This window comes from Nocardia cyriacigeorgica NBRC 100375, from assembly GCF_000308555.1.
GTDB lineage: Bacteria > Actinomycetota > Actinomycetes > Mycobacteriales > Mycobacteriaceae > Nocardia > Nocardia cyriacigeorgica.
This window is the reverse complement of record NZ_BAFY01000105.1, coordinates 1-16735: the sequence shown is the minus strand read 5'-3', so window position 1 is coordinate 16735 and position 16735 is coordinate 1. Positions and strand designations below refer to the sequence as shown.

The following is a 16735-nucleotide window of genomic DNA, read 5'->3' as shown; positions in this document are numbered from 1 at the left end:
TTCGGGTCGTGCGCGCCGGGTTGGTAGCGCGTTCACCAGACAAGACGGAGCCGTCTCGCGGAATTCATCGCAGGTGCCGAGAATTTTTTTCCACGACCCTCGTGCAGGGCATCGGCCGAGGTCAGGCGCTACGCTCCGCGCGCGGAGCTCGCGGACTGCGCCGATACGCCGACACCGCAGGGGAATCCGGCAGCCACAACCGCCACGGGCGGTCGGCGGCCAGGCTCACGCCGACTCTCGGGCCGACGGCGATCGCGGAGGGGTCAAGGGTCGGGCCGAGTTCGAGCCGGATCGGCGACTCGGGGTCGAACAGCCGAGTTCCGTAGTCGTCCAAGGTGATTCCGAGAGCGCTGCCGAGATTGCCGGGCCCACGCGCGAGATCATGCCCGTTGCGGGCGGCGGCGCGCCGAGCCCGGGCCACGTCCTCGCCGGCGACCACCTCACCGGAGCGGATCAGCACGGCGCTGGCTACGCCATCGGGACCGCTGGTGACGTTGACGCAGGTGTGCATCCCGTAGCTGAGGTAGACGTACAGCACGCCGGGTGGCCCGAACATCACCGCATTGCGCGGGGTGCGCCCGCGGCCGGAATGGGCGGCCGGATCGTGCCAGGGTCCCGCCGGGTCTCCCCCGTAAGCCTCGACCTCGACGATCCGCACTCCCACCGGACCCGACCACAGTGTCGCGCCGAGCACCCGGCGCGCGGCCGCGAGCGGTTCGACGGCAAGTTCCTCGGCACTCACACCTCGGATTCTCTCAGCCGGGTGCGGTCGGCTCCTGCGGCGACCCGATGTCGGGGTCGGGTCAGGGTGGATCCAAGGCCTGGGTCAGGGACGATCCCGGATGTGCCGACGGGCTGGTAATCCCTAGCGTCGGACTATGTTTCGCAGGTCGCGGCCGGTGCGCCGGCTGACAATCACCGTCGTTTCGGTGCTGTTGGTGGCGGCGGTCGCCATCGGCGTGGGAGTCACGCTCGTGTATCAGCGGGCCGATGTCTCGACGGTCGGGCGTCTGGATTTCACCGGCGAGTTGCCGATTCCGCCGTTGGCCGATTCCCGGATCGCGGCCGACGGGACGCGGGTGTTCGACTTGCGGATGCAGGCCGGTCGTACGGAGTTCCGGCCGGGCCGTTTCACCGAGACCTGGGGATTCAACGGCGACCACCTCGGCCCCACGCTGCGAGCGGCACGCGGTGAGACGGTGCGTGTCCGGGTGCGCAATGCGCTGCCGGATGCGTCGACGGTGCACTGGCACGGCATGCATCTGCCCGCGGCGATGGATGGTGGACCGCATCAGATGGTCGCGGCCGGCGCGTACTGGGCGCCGCAGTGGACGATCGATCAGCCGGCGGCCACTCTCTGGTACCACCCGCATCCGCACGGCGAGACCGAATCGCATGTACGGCGCGGGCTGGCCGGCATGTTCATCCTCGACGACCCGGCCGAGGCCGTGACGCTGCCGGGGACCTACGGGGTGGACGATGTGCCGGTCATCGTCCAGGACGTGAAGTTCCGCGGCGACGCGTTCGACGGCAGCCACGCCATGTTCCGTGACGTCGGGTTTCTCGGCGACCAGACCATGGTCAACGGCTCGCTCGCTCCGTACCACGTGGTCGGCGACGAGCTGGTGCGGCTGCGCCTGCTCAACGCCTCCACCGCGCGCACCTACACCTTCGGTTTCTCCGACGATCGCCCGTTCGCGCTCATCGCCACCGACGGTGGCCTGCTGGAACGGCCGGCCGAGCTGAACCGGATCCGGCTGTCGCCGGGTGAGCGGGCCGAGATCGTGGTCCGGTTCGAGCCGGGCGCGTCCACCGTGCTGCGCAGTTACCCGCTCGACGCAGGCCTGAGTTTCTGGACCCAGCGCTTCAGCGGCGGCGACGACACTTTCGACCTCATGGAATTCCGGGCGGCCGACACGTTGCGGCCCTCGCCCCCGCTGCCCGCCACGCTCGTGCGGCCGGGCCGCCTCGACGTCACGGGGGCGACCGAGCGTGCGTTCGACCTCAGTTTCGGTTCGATCAACGGGCAGGCGATGGCGATGGATCGCGTCGATTTCGCGGTGACGCGCGGCAGCACCGAGATCTGGACGGTCCGCAATGTCGACGGGATGCCGCACAACTTCCACGTCCATGATGTGCAGTTCCGGGTGCTCGAACGCGACGGGTCGCCGCCACCGGTGGAGCTGTCGGGGCCGAAGGACACGGTGTTCTTGCCGCCGGGTGGTTCGGTGCGGCTGGCCCTGCGCTTCGACGGGCTTGCCGATCCGGATACGCCGTACATGTATCACTGCCATCTGCTCTGGCATGAGGACACCGGAATGATGGGCCAGTTCGTGGTCGTGGAGCCCGGTGGGGTCGCCGGGAAGCCGCCTGTTCATGGGCATTGACCATGCGTTTTCCGGTTCCTGATTGCGCTTCACCAATCGACGGCGCAGAATTCATCACACAGTGAATTCAACACTCGATGAATTGAGGCGGCCATGTCGCAGACCCCGTCACCGCCCGCCGTCGAAGTGGACGGCCTCACCGTTCGCCGCGGTCGGCGCGAAGTGCTGCACGAGGTGTCATTGACCATCGCGCGCGGATCCATCACCGGCCTGCTCGGCCCCTCCGGGTGCGGGAAGACCACGCTGATGCGCAGCATCGTCGGCACCCAGATCGTCGCCGCTGGTGACGTTCGAGTGCTCGGACTGCCGGCGGGATCGGCCGCGCTGCGCAGACGCATCGGCTACGTGACCCAATCCCCGAGCATCTATTCCGACATCAGCGTGCGCGACAACGTCGCCTACTTCGCCGCGCTGTACGGCGCCGACCGCGGCGATATCGACGAAGCGCTCGGGGCGGTGGGCCTGCTGGACTATCAGCACCAGCGCGGCGACGAGTTGTCCGGCGGGCAGCGCACGCGGGCCTCGCTGGCGTGCGCGCTGGTGGCCGCGCCGGAACTGCTCGTGCTCGACGAACCGACCGTCGGGCTGGACCCCGTGCTGCGGGTCGATCTGTGGAAGCAGTTCCGCGAGCTCGCGGCCGGCGGCACCACTCTGCTGGTGTCCAGCCATGTCATGGACGAGGCCGACCACTGCGACCAGCTGCTGCTGATGCGCGAGGGCAAGGTGCTGGCCCAGCTCAGCCCCGACGAATTGCGCACCCGCACCGGCGAACAGAACCTGGAACAGGCCTTCCTCGGCCTCATCACGATGGGACAGACAGCATGAGCACCGTCGTCGACCGCGTCCCCGCCCGCCGGATGACGCTGCGCCCGTATCTGGCGACCACCAGCCGCATCCTGCGGCAGCTGCGCAACGACCATCGCACGGTCGCGATGATTCTGGTCGTCCCCGCTCTGCTGATGACGTTGCTGTACTTCATCTACCAAGACACCCCGAAGGCGCCGAACCAGACCACCACACTGTTCGACCGGGTCGGCATCAGCATGCTCGGCATCCTGCCGTTCATCGTGATGTTCCTGATCACCGCGATCGCCATGCAGCGCGAACGCACCTCGGGCACGCTGGAGCGGCTGCTCACCACTCCGCTGTCGAAACTCGACCTGCTCGGCGGCTACGGCACCGCCTTCTCCTCGGCAGCCGCGGCGCAGGCGGTGACGGCATGTCTGGTGTCGTTCGGGCTGCTCGGGCTGGAGGCGGCCGGGAATCCGGGCTGGGTGGTGCTGATCGCGGTGGTCGACGCGGTGCTCGGCGTCGCGCTCGGGCTGCTGGCCAGCGCCTTCGCCCGCACCGAATTCCAGGCGGTGCAGTTCATGCCGGTGGTCGTCGCACCACAGATCTTCCTGTGCGGGCTGCTGGTGCCGCGCGATCAGCTGCCCGGCTGGCTGGAGGCGATCAGCAATGTGATGCCGTTGAGCTACGCGGTCGACGCGTTGCAGCAGGTGTCGGTGCATGCCGAGCCGACCGCGGCGATGTGGCGGGATCTGGCGGTGGTGGCCGGTTTCGCAGTGGTGGCGCTGGTGCTCGGGGCCGCGACCTTGCGGCGGCGCACCCCGTGAGCGGCACCGCGGCCGCGGCCGACGACGACAGCGCCGATATCGCGGCATCGCCGAACATGCGGGCCGGCCGGACGGGGCGACGACCTGGACGATCCGGCGCCAAGGAGGCGATCCTCGAGGCGGCGCGAACGCGATTCGCCGACACCGGATTCGGCAAGACCTCGATCCGGGCGATCGCGGCCGACGCCGGCGTCGATCCGGCGCTGGTGCACCACTACTTCGGGACCAAGCAGCAACTGTTCGCGAAAGTCGTGGAGATGCCGGTCGATCCGGAGATCACCCTGCGGGCGATCGACGCGGCGCCGCTGGAACAGCTGGGCGAGACGATCGTGCGGGCGGTGGTATCGGTGTGGGACTCGCCCGCCGGCGCGGGCGTGGTGGCGATGGTGCGCAGCTTCCTCGGCGGTACCGGGCCGTCGCTGACCCGGACCTTCCTGCTCGAGGTGGTGCTCGAACGGATCCGCTCGCGCATCGCGACGCCCGAGGACGACGGCAGGCTGCGGGTGAATCTGGCCGCCTCGCAGATGGTCGGGCTGCTGGTGGCGCGCAAGATCGCGCTACTGGAACCGATGGCGTCGTTGCCGCTACCGCAGGTGGTCGCGCTCATCGGGCCGACGGTGCAGCACTATCTCACCGGCGATCTCGGCGGGCAGCTGCGTCAGGACGGGGTTCAGGATTCGGAGAACTGAGCACTGAACCGCTCGTGTTCGGCGTCGTCGACGTCGCGGGCTTCGTCGATGAGCAGCACCGGGATGCCGTTGTCGATCGGGTAGGCACGGCGCAGGCGCAGGTTGTAGAGCACGCTCGCGCCCTCGTCGGTGCGCACCAGATGCAGTGGGCCCTTGTCCTGCGGGCAGGCGAGCAGGCTGAGCAGGGTGGGGTCGACGGTGGTTTCCTCCGGCATGAGGGCTAACCTACCCGCTGCCGGAACGAGATATGACGGTGGCCGAAGAAGCTCACCACCGCAACGAATCCCATCACCACCACGGCGGCCGGTTTCTCCGGGAAATCGAGCACGGTCACGGCCAGTTCCAACAGCACCACGTTCATCAGCAGCCCACCGGAATTGACCGCGACGAAGGCGAGGAAATCGCGCACGAGTTGCCCGCGCACTCGGAAGACCAGCGTCCGGTGCAGCACGAAGGCGACGACGACACTCACGCAGTAGGCCGCCACCACGGCCACCGACGGCGGAACACCGTCGCCGAGCACCGCCAGCCACGCCACGGTGAGCACGATGCCGAGCACGGTGTTGAACCCGCCGACGACGGCGAAGGCCAGCTCCTGGCGGCGGACCAGGCGCAAGAGCGGACCGGGATCAGCGGTATCCGACGAATCGGTGTCCGGGCCGGAGACCCGACGCACATGCTGGGCCTCGGGCGGGGTCGGCGGGTGGGTATCGGCGCCGGTAGACCGATCGGGACCGAGCACCGACCCGGTGAGCGGTGATGCGGCAGTCTGCACGGCATCCGGTTGCGGGCCGAGGCCGACGGGGCTCGCCGGGCGCGGTTCCGGACGGCCGGTGGTCCCGCTCACGGTCGGGCTTCCACCAGGTCGGGCCGCTCGGATTCAGGCGTTTCCGGTTCCGCTGACGAATCCGCGGCCGGTTCGTCCGCGTCGCGGCGACGTCCACGCAGATACGCCCACTCCAGCACCGCGAGCCCGACCAGCCCGGCGACGATGGCCGCGCCGCCGATCTTCCAGCCCGGCGGCCGCCAGCTCAGCACAAGTTCCGCGCCCTGTGTGCCCGGCGGGATCTCCACGGCGACGAAGGTTTTCGCGACGACGCTGATCGGCACGTCGCGGCCGTCGATGCTCGCGCGGTAACCGGGCCAGCCGAGGCGCGCGAACACGACCTTGCCGCCCTCGGCGGAATCGACCCGCACGCGGCTGGTCAGATCCGTCTCGCCGAGTGAGGTGGCGGTGACTCCGTCGGTATGGGCGATGCGGCCGTCGACGGTGGAGACCGGTCCGTTCTCCCGTTCGAGCACCCAGATGTAGTCCTCGTGGCCCGGGTAGTCGACCCATCTCCAGCCGGCGGGCGCGGGCTGTGCGCGCGCGTCGGGGAACAGCGCGCGCTGCACAACGACCCGGTCGATCTTCATCAGGTCGACGATGGTGCGCCCGGTCTCCGGTTCGGTGGCGAAAGCACGACGGTAGGCGTCCGGGCAGACGCTGGTGTCCCAGCGCATGCACAGCAGTTCACCGAAGTAGAAGTGCCCGTTCGGGGTGTAGCCGCCGACGTAGGTCAGTTCCAGGTCCTTGGCGTAATTGCCGAAGACGAGCGAACCGTAGGCTTCGTCGAGGGTGTTCTGGCCGGGCTGGATCAGGCCGCGTTCGCCCAGTTGCAGTGTGGTGCCGCCGAAGTCCGGGAAGGCCGCTTTCGCCTCGTTTCGGTCGGCGGGCAGGTTCCAGCTCATCGGGGTCGGCTGCGCGGCCCGCACTTGGAGATAGGCGATCGGCGCGACCGCGACGATGCTCAGCGCGCAGGCCAGGGCGGTGCCGCGAGTACGGCCAAGCCAGACCACGGCGGCGCCGAGGGCGGCGACGCCCAGCGCCGAAACGATATGCCAGACCGCTTCCGAGGGCGCGGCCGCCAGCGAGCGCAGCAGCAGCACACCGATCAGCAGTCCAGCGCCGATACCGCGGCGCCGCCACCCGGCGGTGGTGCCGTAGCGGCCGAGCAGCACACACACCAGCAGCAACAGACCGAGCGCCACCATCGGCAGCACCCGCGCCGGCCACCGCAACGGACCCATCGTGCCCGGGCCTGCGGTCCACAGCAGGGCGGCCACGGTGAAGATGCCGAGCGCACTCAGTTCCCTGGCCGCGCCGGCCGCACGGCGCCAATCGATGAACGCCAGCGCCGGGATCAGGAACCAGGCGATGTAGACCATCGGCAGCGGCTGCACGAAACCCCACCACGAGGTGAACGCGGGCAGGGTGCTCGGCAGGCTGGCGTTCAGCGATTCCGACCACGGCACCGTCAGGAACGGGTCGTTCTTGATCTCGTCTGCCCCGCGCCAGGTGACGTCGGCGGTGAGCAGGCTTGGCAGATACGTCGCCAGACCGGCCAGCGCCGCGCATCCCGCGACCAGCGCGAGCCGCAGCGACGGGGCCCAGCGCCGCTGGTAGACCATCTCGCCGATGATCACCGCGGCGATCATCACGCCCGCCTCGACCGCGGGGAAGATGTACTGCACCGAGATCGCCAGGTACAGGAACACGAATACCGGGATCGGGCCGCTGCGTCCGCGCGCGTATCGCACCCCCGACGCCCAGGCGTGCACCAGCCAGGCCGTCCCGGTGAACGCGGTCATCCAGCTGGCGGCATCGAAGAACAGCAGGAATCCGGTGAACGGGAACGACACGCCGGCCACCGCGGACCAGGCCGGTCCGGCGCCGTAGGCCAGGGCGACGCGATACACACCGAGGCCGAGGATCACCGCGAAGATCAGCTTGACCATGGTGGCGTACAACCCGATGTCGGGTACCGAGGGCGCGATCAGATCGATCAGCAGCTGCGGCGGGTTCAGCAGTCCCGCTTCCTCGATGGTGTAGTTGCCTGCCAGCCAGTGCTCGGGCACCATCGCCGGGAAACGGCCTTCGCGCAGGTAGCTTCCGGTCATCACCCACAGCGGGGCGTACTGGGATTCGGTGTCGTCGGTGTAGAAATGCCGGGCATTGGCGGCGAGCACCGCGAGATAGGCCACGACCACCCCGGCCGCGGTGATGATGCCCCACCTGAACACGTCCGACCGGGTACCGGCTCGACTTTCCACCACGAGTTCCAGACCATACATGCCCGGAAGCGGCCGGTCGCGAACCCGATGACGCACCGCCGAATCGGGTCGGCGGCGAGGCCGCGACCCCGTGTTATTGTTCACGGCGGCTCGGGCTCACCCATCCGTGACGAGTACCGGCACGTGCACCGTCATCGAAAGTCGATCTCGCCAATGCCGATTCCTCCCCAGCCGGTTCCCACGCAGCCGCCGGCGTCAACTCCTGCTACCGCCGCGTCGGCTCGGGAGTCGGATTCGGCCAACGGCCGCGCTGCCGCGCGTTCGGTCTCGGTGGTGGTTCCGGTGTACCGGGGCGAGCACACGATCGCCGCACTGGTGCGCGAACTCGATCTGCTGTCGCGGCCGACGCTCACCCCCGACGGCATCACCTTCGTCGTCGACGACATCGTGCTGGTGCACGACCACGGCCCCGACCGCTCCGACGTCGTCCTCGAACAGTTGCGCCGCGACTACCCGCAGGTGCGGGTGGTGTGGTTGAGCCGCAACTTCGGCCAGGACGCGGCCACCATCGCCGGAATGTCGGCGGCGCGCGGCGAGTGGATCGTCACCATGGACGAGGACGGCCAGCACGATCCCGCCTGCATCGCCGCGTTCCTCGACGCCGCCCTGGCCGGGCGCGCCGACCTCGTCTACTCCAAACCCACCAACACCCGTCCGCACGGCTTCCTGCGCAACCTCACCTCGCGCGGCGCGAAAATCGTGCTGGCGACGGTGTTCGCCTTCCCCGATTCCACCCGGTTCGAAAGCTTCCGGCTGATCCGCGGCGATATCGGCAGACAGCTGGCCGACGTCGCCGCCAACGGCGTCTACCTCGATGTCGCCCTGACCTGGGTGGTCGGCACCACCGTGACGGTCCCCGTGACGTTGCGCGCGGAGGGCCGCGAGGAATCCGGCTACAACTACCGGCGGTTGTTCTCGCTGTTCTGGAAGATGGTGCTGTGCACCGGCACCCGCGGGCTGCGATTGGTCAGTCTGCTCGGGATCACCCTGGCGCTGGCCGGCGGAATTCTCGCGGCCGTCATCATCTACACCGCACTGACCAGCGATAACAACGATCCGGAGGGCTGGGCTTCGATCATCGTCGTGCTGCTGCTGTGTTCGGGTGCGGTGCTGTTCTCGCTCGGGTTGATCGCCGAATATCTCGGTGTCGCACTCCATATCCTGGTGGGCAAACCGCTGTACCTGACGGTCGCCGCCCCGCCGCCGCGCCGCGACGAGATCACCGCCGACGCACGCGAGGGGGCCGCGCCGTGACCACCGACCGCATCATCTTCAGCAGGCCCTACCGCGCGGCCGCCGAACTGGAGAACCTGCGCGCCGTGCTGGACTCCGACCACAGCCACGGCGACGGCCGGTTCACCAAGGCCGCGACCGCCAAGATCAAGGCCATCACCGGCAGCCCGCACGCACTGCTGACCACCTCCTGCACGCACGCCCTCGAATTGGCCGCACTGCTGCTGGAACTGGGCCCCGACGACGAGGTGATCGTCCCCAGCTTCGCCTTCACCTCCGCCGCGACCTCCATCGCCCTGCGCGGAGCGACCTGCGTGTTCGTCGATATCGACCCCGAGACCGGCAATATCGACCCGGCCGCGGTCGCCGATGCCGTCACCGCCCGCACCAAGGCGGTGCTGGTGATGCATTACGGCGGGGTCGCCGCGGAGATGGGGCCGCTGCTCGCTGTCGCCGCCGAGCACGGGCTGGAAATCATCGAAGACAACGCGCACGGTCTCGGTGGGACCTGGCGTGGTCGCGCGCTCGGCACCATCGGCACCCTCGGCACACAGAGCTTCCACGACACCAAGAACGTGCACTGCGGTGAAGGCGGGGCGCTGCTGCTCTCGGATGAGATCCTGATGGGCCGCGCGGAGATCATCCGCGAGAAGGGCACCGACCGGGCCCGGTTCCTGCGCGGGCAGGTGGACAAATACTCCTGGCAGGACATCGGATCCAGTTATCTGCCCAGCGAACTCAATGCCGCCGTGCTGGACGCGCAACTGGCCGAGTTCGATCGCATCCAGGCCGGCAGGCACCGGGTGTGGAACGCCTACGCGGCGGCGCTGCCGGACTGGTCGCGCCGCAACGACGTCCGCGTGATGCGGGTGCCCGGCGATCGCGAGCACGCCGCGCACCTGTTCTACCTGCGGTTGCCCACCGAAGACTCGCGCGACGCCCTGATCGGGCATCTGGCCGGGCGCGGCATCGTCGCACCGTTCCACTATGTGCCGCTGGATTCCAGCCCGGCCGGCTTGAAGTACGGCCGCACGCCGGTGCCGTGCACCCGCAGCGCCGAATTCTCCGCCACCATCGTCCGGTTGCCGCTGTGGCCGATGCTCGAGACGTCCCAGATCGAGCGGGTGGTCGACGCGGTGCAGGCCTTCACGGTCTGAGGCCCCGGGGCCTCGAGAAACAGCCCCGGGCACGCCAGGCTCAGCCGAGTAGTTCGCGCGCCGCGGCTTCGGTCAGCACCTCGTAGGACTCGGTCTCGCGGTTGTACCACCAGGTGCCCGGCCCCGGCTGCGGTCGCCCCGCCGCCTGCACCGCACGGGTGGACGGCCGGTAGGAGGAGCTGCGCGGGATCTCGTCCACCACGTACACCAGGTCGGGTCGCTGCCGGTAATCCAGCGCCTGCAACGCCTCGGTGACGTCCTTGGGCTCCAGCCGGAAACCCTCGCGCACGCTGACCGCGGCGACCGCGAGCGTGCGATCCCCGACCGGCAGCCCGTAGGCGACCTCCATATCGACGGCGGTGATGTCGTTGAGCACGTCCACGATCGGCTGGGTGAACACCGGCCCGCGCGGGGTGAGCATGACGGTGTCGGTGCGGTCGACCAGCCAGTAGTCGCCGTCGGAGTCGCGGCGGAACAGATTCTCGGTCGGCATCCACGAATCGCCGGCGGTGAACACACCGCGCAGGCCGCCGCGCGAGAGATCGACGCCCTCGGAGGCGGAGCCGATAAGCAGCCCCACCTCGTTGTCGGCGCAGCGGCGGGCGAAACCGGATTCGTCGACCTCGATCTGCTCGGTCACCGGGTCGTAGGCCACCAGTTCCACCCGCGCCGTGCCCGGCACCGGCCTTCCCTTGCAGCCGGGCTTGCTGCCCGAGACATGCGCAAGCACCACATCGCCTTCGATGGAGGCGTAGAACTCGAGGACCCGGGCGGGCGCGAATTGTTCGGTGGTGCGCCGCCAGAGCCCGGCGGGCATGCCGGATCCGATGAACAATCGGATCGGATGCCGGTGGCCGGCCGGGAAGACCTGCGCGTCGAGGATGTCGCGCAGCATCGTCCAGGTGTAGGTGACGACGGTGACGCCATAGCGGTGCACCTCCTCGGCGAAGCGCGCCGGATCCAGCGACCGCGCCAGCGCGATCCGGCTGCCGCCGGCGATCGCACCGCCCAGGCTCACCAGCAGCCCCGACGAATGATGCAGCGGCGCCAGGCAGTAGACGGTGTCGCGGCGGTCGAGGTCGGCCGCCGAGGCGGTGCCGAACGCCGACAGCGCCCAGCGGTGATTGGTGATGTATTTGATATCGAGCCGGTCGCCGGTGCCGGTGACCAGCACGAAGGCCAGCTCACGTGCCAGCCCCGGGTTCGGGCGGTACCAGGCGGGCATCCGCACCTTCGCCGGGTCGACCTGCTCGAGGTCGATGACGTCATCGCCGAGCGGGATGTCGAGCCCACGGGCGTCACCGCCGCCGAGCACCAGCACCCGATGCCCGGTCTCGGCGGCGTGGCGCAGGTTCTCCGGATCGGAGATGAGGATCTTGGTGCCGGTCTGCTCGAGCGCGCCGCGCAGTTCGCTGCCGGGTGCCAGCAGCACCGCGACGGCGCCGAGCCGCGACAGCGCGGCCACCGTGACCAGCGCGCTGGGGCGGGTCTCCATCACCACGCCGACCCGGGTGGCCGGCCGGATGCCGACCGAGATCAGGCCGCGCACCACGTTGTCGATGCGGACGTCGACGGCGGCATTGGTGTGCACCCGGTCGTCGAACAGGAAGCATTCCCGCAGCGGCGCCCGCTTGCACTGTTCGGCCATGAGTTTGCCGAGTGAGATCCGGGTGTGCGGCTGGATCATGCCCAGGCGGGTCAGCCGGGGCAGGGCGCGCGCGGCCTCGCCCGCCAGCTCCAGCGAACCGCGCACGGTGTTACCGGCGATGCCTTCGAGGGCACGTCCCATGCCGGTTCCCGCCTCGGCGAGCGCGGCCGCGGTGTGCACGACGCGGGTGGCGGCGGTGCGTGGACGTTTGCTGTCCACGTGCTCCGACATCCGGTGGATCTCCTCGGGCAGTGCCGAGCTGCCCTCCACCCAGCCGATCCAGTCCCGCACCATAGGCCAGGTGTGGTTTGTCGCCACGCTGCCGGCGACCAGGCCGAAATGCCCGGCCAGCAGCGTCGCCTCGTACACCTCGGCGTTCGGCGCGGCCCGGACGATGCCGCGCACGGCGGCGGGCTGGCCGATGTCGTCGACCTCGCCGACGAAGGCCAGGATCGGGCATTTCAGTTCCGCGAGTGAGATCGGCTGATCGCGGATGACGAACCCGCCGAGCATCATCCGGTTGTGCGCGACGAACTGTTTGAGCAGATCCGCCGCCGCCGGGCCCGCGTAGCCGACCCAGCCGTCGCTGTTGAGGAACCGGCGCTGACGCTCCTTGGGCAGCAGTGCCTCCCGGTCGTGCAGCTGGCGCAGGAAGTCGATCCGCGATTTGGCCGTTTTCACCGGATCGAGCATCTGGAAGCCGATGCGCACCATCGAATCGGTGATCGGCAGCCGGGTCACCACGTGGTCGGCCAGGAAATCGGCGACATCGGAGGCGAGGCCGTAGGGCAGGCCGAACGGCATGCCCGCGACGATGTCGACCGGGCTGCCGAAGGTCACGATGCTGGACACGCCCTTGCCGTAGCGGAAGGCGGTGGTCTGGTAGGCGAACATGCCGCCCTGCGAGTACCCCATCAGGTGCACGCCGGATCCGGTGGCCTCGCAGACGGTGTCGATGGCGCTGTCCACGGCGAGGACGTGATCGGCGAGATCGCGTTCCCAGCCACCCTCCTCGATCGCCGGCGAACCGAAATCGACCACCCAGCAATCGATTCCGGCGTTGTGCAGGATGCCGACGGCACCGCCTTCGGCGTTTACGTCCCAGATGTCGGCATTGACCATCAGCGGCGGCACCAGCACCGCCACCGGGCGCCCCGGCGTGGTGTCGTCGGGGAAGTAATGGCGCAGCCGGTACATGCGGCGTCGCTCGACCACCTCGAACGGCGAGGACTCCACATCATGACTCAGCCCGCCGAAACGGATCACCTCCAGACCGTTCTGCGCGGTCGCCATCAACCGCTGCACCGATCCGGCCATCTCTTGCACACTCAACTTCACGATCCGCTCCCAGCCCTACCCTGAAACGTGACGCCCATCACACACCCCGATGTGTTCGAACGAGCTTCCCATACCGCGACCTGATCATGTGTCTGCTGTGATGTGTTCCATCATGGACCGCTGCGCGCAGGGACGCCGCAAATGCCGCAGATATGGTGGGTTGGTGACCGAAACCCTCGCTCAGCGGATCGACCGCGAGACCATGGACGTCGAGCTCGTCGACGATGCCGGGCGCGCGGTCGGCGCGTGCCAGGTGGCGCAGGCGCATCGGGCGCCGGGCATGCTGCACCGCGCGTTCTCGGTCCTGCTGTTCGACCGGTCCGGCCGGGTGCTGCTGCAACAGCGCGCCCATATCAAGACCCGGTTCCCCGGCCGCTGGTCCAACACCTGCTGCGGCCATCCCGCGCCGGGTGGCTCGGTCACCGAGGCGGCGAGCGTGCGGCTCATCGAGGAGATGGGCGTGCGCGCCGAACTCCGCGAGACCGGCGTCTTCCGCTACCAGGCCGAGGACCCGGCCACCGGGCGGGTCGAGCACGAATGGGATCACGTACTGATCGGGTATCTGGACAGCACGCCGCGTCCGCATCCGGCCGAGGTCGCCGACTACGCGTGGGTCGACCCCGACGAACTCCGCACCGCGCTCGTGTCGAACCCGGACAGCTACAGTCCGTGGCTCGGCGGAGTCTTGGAGATCGCGACCGGGTCGGGTCAGGGCATCGGCTGACGCGTCACCGGACCGGGCGTCAGCGGACGTCCGACGGGGTGGGCGGCTGCGTGCGGTCGATCCTCGCGAGTGCGCGGCGGTCGGTCTTACCGGTGGTGGTGCGCGGAATCTCGTCGACGAAGACGACATCACGCGGCACCTTGAATCGCGCGGAACGTGACTTCACATAGGCGCGCACGCTTGCCTCGTCCAGTTCGCCGGACCGGACGATGAACGCCGCCAAACGCTGACCGAATTCCTCGTCCTCGACCCCGATCACCGCAGCCTCCGCGATCGCCGGGTGCGCGTACAGCAGGTCTTCGATCTCACCGGGGAAGACATTCTCGCCGCCGGACACGATCATGTCGTCGTCGCGGCCGTCGATGAACAGCCGGCCTTCGCTGTCGAAATGCCCCAGATCGCCGGTGCTCATCAGCCCGTCGATCATCTTCTTGGATCCGCCGCCGGAGTAACCGGAGAACGCGATGGCATTGCCGACGTACACCGTTCCGACCTGCCCCGGCCGGTCGAGGCGGGTGCCGTCCTCGCTGTAGAGCCCGACCCGGATGCCGACCGGCGGTTTGCCGACGGTGCCGGGTGCGGCGATCCAATCCTCGGGCGTGGCGATGGTCGCCGTGCCGGTCTCGGTGCACCCGTAGAAGTTGTAGATCACCGGCCCGAAGACCTCGATCGCCCGGTCGCCGAGCGAGGGCGCCAGCGCGGCACCGGCGGTGAAGATGACGCGCAGCGCACTCGTGTCGAACGTCGCGAGTTCACCAGGGCCGAGGTCGAGAATCCGCCGCAACATCGTCGGCACGAGAACCACGCCGTCGCAGCGGTGCCGTTCGATCTGCACCACCGCGCGCCGGGCGTCGAACCGGCCGTGCAGCACGACCGTGCAGCCGAGATTGAGGGCGAGGATGAACTGCGAGAGCGCGGTGCCGTGGAACAGCGGCGCGCACAACAGCATCGTCGCACCCCGCCGCCACGGCACCCGGTCCAGGAATTGCGCTGCGGCCAGCGGTGACTGCACGGTACGCGGCGCACCCTTCGGCGTCCCGGTGGTGCCGCCGGTGAGCAGGACGAACCCACCCGGCCGCGCCGGGACCGGCGGTACGGCCACTGCCTCGCCCGCGGGCGGCGGTGCGGGCAGGTCGAGGCTCGTCACCGAATCCGGCAGCGCCGCCACCACATCGGCGAACTCGCCGGAACTCACGATCGAGGTGACCGATTCACGTGCGGCGACATCGGCCAGCTGGGTGCCGCTGAACCCGGTGTTCATCAACACCAGGCGCGCACCGATTTTCGCGACGGCGATCATGGTGGCGACCAGGAAACGGTCGTCGCGACCGAGCGCGGCGACCACACTGCCGGCGCCCAGGCCGCTGCCGCGCCAGTGCGCGGCGATCGCGTCGGTCCACCGGTCGAGTTCGCCGTAGCCGACCGCACCGGCCGCATCCACCAGGGCCACCCGGTCCGGTGTCGTCCGCGCCGCCGATCGCACCCCTCCGGCGATCGGACCGAGTGTGCGCACGGTCCTGGCGGTGCGCGCGACCCGCAGCGGATGGCGCAGATCGATGATCCCGGCCCGGTGGAGCACCGCCACCTGACGGCCCGTCACCGTCACGGCATGCGCGGCGCTGGTCACAAGTGTCATCGAATGGATCTCTCGTCTCGCCGGTCGGGTCGGCCGCGCCGGTCCCGGCACCGCGATGGCCGGCCCGGATGGTCGCGGCGCAGGGCGACCTCGTGTACGCCTTCAGCACATCGCAGGACAGGCTGCGGCGACAATTGACAATCGCTCGAAAACCGCACGCGCCGATTGGGCATACGACCAATCGAGGTCCGGCGTGGTCACTCGGTGAAGTGGCCGCCCTGGATGCGCCGAGCCGTCCGCGCGGCGGCGAGCTGTACCGCGCCTGCGGTCGAGGCCGGATCGAAGCCGGTGAGTTCGTGGATGCGGGAGAGCCGGTAGGTGACGGTGTTGCGGTGCACGTAGAGCGCCCGCGCGGTGGCCAGTTGGTTGAAATCGGTGTCGAGGTAGAGCTCGAGGGTCCGCGCCAGTTGCGGCTGATCGTCGAGTGGGTTCAGCACCGCCGCGAGGTCGGCGCACGCCGCACCACTGCGGGCCAGCGTGTATTCCAACGGTAGCTCCCGCAGCAGGCATACCCGCCTGGGCCGCTCCAGGCAACGGCCGAGTTCGGCGAGCACCCGCGCCTGCGCGAACGCACCGGGAATCCCGGCTCTGGTGCCCGCTCGCGCGACACCGGCCCACCATCCGCAATCGGTGCGGGCGGCGAACTTCGGCAGCAGATCCGTCAGCGCGGACGGCACCTCCGCGCCGGCAGTGGCGGTGTCCCACGGCAACAACGCCGTCCACCCGCGACGGTCCATCCGGACGAACGAGCCGGCCGCGGCGTCGATCGCGTTGCGCAACTCGGTCAACGCGGCCGGATCGCCGTCACCGACCCGGAACACCACCACGTGAAAGGCCGTGCCGATCGGCGTCGGCGAACCGGGCAGCCACTCCCCCGGATCGGTGCCGTCGAGCAGTGCGTCGGCCACCACACGCGACCGTTCCCGCTGCTCCCAGCCCGGGTCGTGGGCGCCGTCGGCGGCGGCCACCGCGATCCGGCCGGTCACCGTCAGCAGGTATTGGATCAGCGGTTCGGTGACTTCCCGCAGGATCTCGACATCCTCGGCCGAACCCGACTCCGCCAGCTGCGTGCGTAGCACGGACGCGCCGATGCGGTAGTTGGTGAGCACTTCCGCCAGCGGTGCGCCGTCCCGGACCCGTGCCACTGCCAGGTCCACGATTTCCTTGGTGTCGGTTTCGTCGGGCAGTCTGCC

14 protein-coding genes are annotated in these 16735 nt (G+C 69.3%); 7 read left to right on the top strand and 7 right to left on the bottom strand.

What is annotated here, in order from left to right:
• Positions 1–121: 121 nt before the first annotated feature.
• Positions 122–742, bottom strand: a complete 621-nt coding sequence (locus tag RJ05_RS10080; protein WP_036535990.1) for a DNA-3-methyladenine glycosylase — start codon at positions 740–742, stop codon at positions 122–124.
• A gap of 136 nt (positions 743–878) precedes the next feature.
• Between RJ05_RS10080 and RJ05_RS10075 the strand changes: the two genes are divergently transcribed.
• From RJ05_RS10075 to RJ05_RS10060, 4 genes are all read left to right on the top strand, one after another.
• A complete protein-coding gene (locus RJ05_RS10075; protein WP_051016404.1) occupies positions 879–2387 on the top strand; it encodes a multicopper oxidase family protein in 1509 nt (502 codons plus the stop codon).
• 93 nt (positions 2388–2480) lie between these two features.
• Positions 2481–3212, top strand: coding sequence for an ABC transporter ATP-binding protein (locus RJ05_RS10070; protein ID WP_036535988.1), 732 nt, complete (start codon positions 2481–2483; stop codon positions 3210–3212).
• Complete coding sequence (locus RJ05_RS10065; RefSeq protein WP_373365056.1) at positions 3209–4003, top strand: ABC transporter permease; 795 nt, start codon at positions 3209–3211, stop codon at positions 4001–4003. Before RJ05_RS10070 ends, RJ05_RS10065 begins: the two co-directional genes overlap by 4 nt.
• A gap of 56 nt (positions 4004–4059) precedes the next feature.
• Positions 4060–4692: a TetR/AcrR family transcriptional regulator gene (locus RJ05_RS10060; RefSeq protein ID WP_036536004.1), complete on the top strand. Its 633-nt coding sequence runs from the start codon at positions 4060–4062 to the stop codon at positions 4690–4692.
• Here RJ05_RS10060 and RJ05_RS10055 read toward each other — a convergent pair.
• Genes RJ05_RS10055 through RJ05_RS10045 form a run of 3 tightly spaced genes read right to left on the bottom strand, consistent with a single transcriptional unit; the run spans position 4674 to position 7806 of the window.
• Positions 4674–4907 carry a Trm112 family protein gene (locus tag RJ05_RS10055; protein WP_036535985.1) on the bottom strand — a complete coding sequence of 78 codons (234 nt, stop codon included), beginning with the start codon at positions 4905–4907 and terminating at the stop codon, positions 4674–4676. The genes RJ05_RS10060 and RJ05_RS10055 overlap by 19 nt on opposite strands.
• A 5-nt stretch (positions 4908–4912) precedes the next feature.
• Positions 4913–5539, bottom strand: coding sequence for a GtrA family protein (locus RJ05_RS10050; RefSeq protein WP_234012284.1), 627 nt, complete (start codon positions 5537–5539; stop codon positions 4913–4915).
• Entirely contained in the window at positions 5536–7806 is a 2271-nt protein-coding gene (locus RJ05_RS10045) for a hypothetical protein (RefSeq protein WP_051016403.1), read from the bottom strand. The genes RJ05_RS10050 and RJ05_RS10045 overlap by 4 nt, the downstream gene beginning before the upstream one ends.
• A 153-nt stretch (positions 7807–7959) precedes the next feature.
• Here RJ05_RS10045 and RJ05_RS10040 point away from each other — a divergent pair, with 153 nt between their 5' ends.
• Positions 7960–9060 (top strand): glycosyltransferase, encoded by a 1101-nt coding sequence (locus tag RJ05_RS10040; RefSeq protein WP_280229090.1) that lies wholly within the window; start codon positions 7960–7962, stop codon positions 9058–9060.
• Positions 9057–10196, top strand: a complete 1140-nt coding sequence (gene rffA, locus RJ05_RS10035) for a dTDP-4-amino-4,6-dideoxygalactose transaminase (RefSeq protein WP_036535983.1) — start codon at positions 9057–9059, stop codon at positions 10194–10196. The genes RJ05_RS10040 and rffA overlap by 4 nt, the downstream gene beginning before the upstream one ends.
• A gap of 40 nt (positions 10197–10236) precedes the next feature.
• Here the strand turns inward: rffA and RJ05_RS10030 are convergent, their stop codons facing one another.
• Positions 10237–13182, bottom strand: a complete 2946-nt coding sequence (locus tag RJ05_RS10030; protein ID WP_081597261.1) for an acyl-CoA synthetase — start codon at positions 13180–13182, stop codon at positions 10237–10239.
• A gap of 163 nt (positions 13183–13345) precedes the next feature.
• Here RJ05_RS10030 and idi point away from each other — a divergent pair, with 163 nt between their 5' ends.
• On the top strand, positions 13346–13906 hold the full coding sequence (idi, locus tag RJ05_RS10025) for an isopentenyl-diphosphate Delta-isomerase (RefSeq protein WP_249040576.1): 561 nt from the start codon (positions 13346–13348) through the stop codon (positions 13904–13906).
• 19 nt (positions 13907–13925) lie between these two features.
• Here idi and RJ05_RS10020 read toward each other — a convergent pair whose 3' ends face one another.
• Complete coding sequence (locus RJ05_RS10020; RefSeq protein ID WP_036535977.1) at positions 13926–15542, bottom strand: AMP-binding protein; 1617 nt, start codon at positions 15540–15542, stop codon at positions 13926–13928.
• A gap of 197 nt (positions 15543–15739) precedes the next feature.
• The coding region (locus tag RJ05_RS29310) for a PucR family transcriptional regulator (RefSeq protein ID WP_051016401.1) at positions 15740–16735 on the bottom strand (996 nt) is incomplete at its 5' end.

Bases quoted from the DNA above. Each gene is read 5' to 3' on its own strand.
- RJ05_RS10020 (WP_036535977.1), bottom strand. From the start codon at position 15,542: ATGACACTTGTGACCAGCGCCGCGCATGCCGTGACGGTGACGGGCCGT.
- RJ05_RS10040 (WP_280229090.1), top strand. From the start codon at position 7,960: ATGCCGATTCCTCCCCAGCCGGTTCCCACGCAGCCGCCGGCGTCAACT.
- RJ05_RS10055 (WP_036535985.1), bottom strand. From the start codon at position 4,907: ATGCCGGAGGAAACCACCGTCGACCCCACCCTGCTCAGCCTGCTCGCC.
- RJ05_RS10045 (WP_051016403.1), bottom strand. From the start codon at position 7,806: ATGTATGGTCTGGAACTCGTGGTGGAAAGTCGAGCCGGTACCCGGTCG.
- RJ05_RS10070 (WP_036535988.1), top strand. From the start codon at position 2,481: ATGTCGCAGACCCCGTCACCGCCCGCCGTCGAAGTGGACGGCCTCACC.
- RJ05_RS10060 (WP_036536004.1), top strand. From the start codon at position 4,060: ATGCGGGCCGGCCGGACGGGGCGACGACCTGGACGATCCGGCGCCAAG.
- RJ05_RS10075 (WP_051016404.1), top strand. From the start codon at position 879: ATGTTTCGCAGGTCGCGGCCGGTGCGCCGGCTGACAATCACCGTCGTT.
- RJ05_RS10065 (WP_373365056.1), top strand. From the start codon at position 3,209: ATGAGCACCGTCGTCGACCGCGTCCCCGCCCGCCGGATGACGCTGCGC.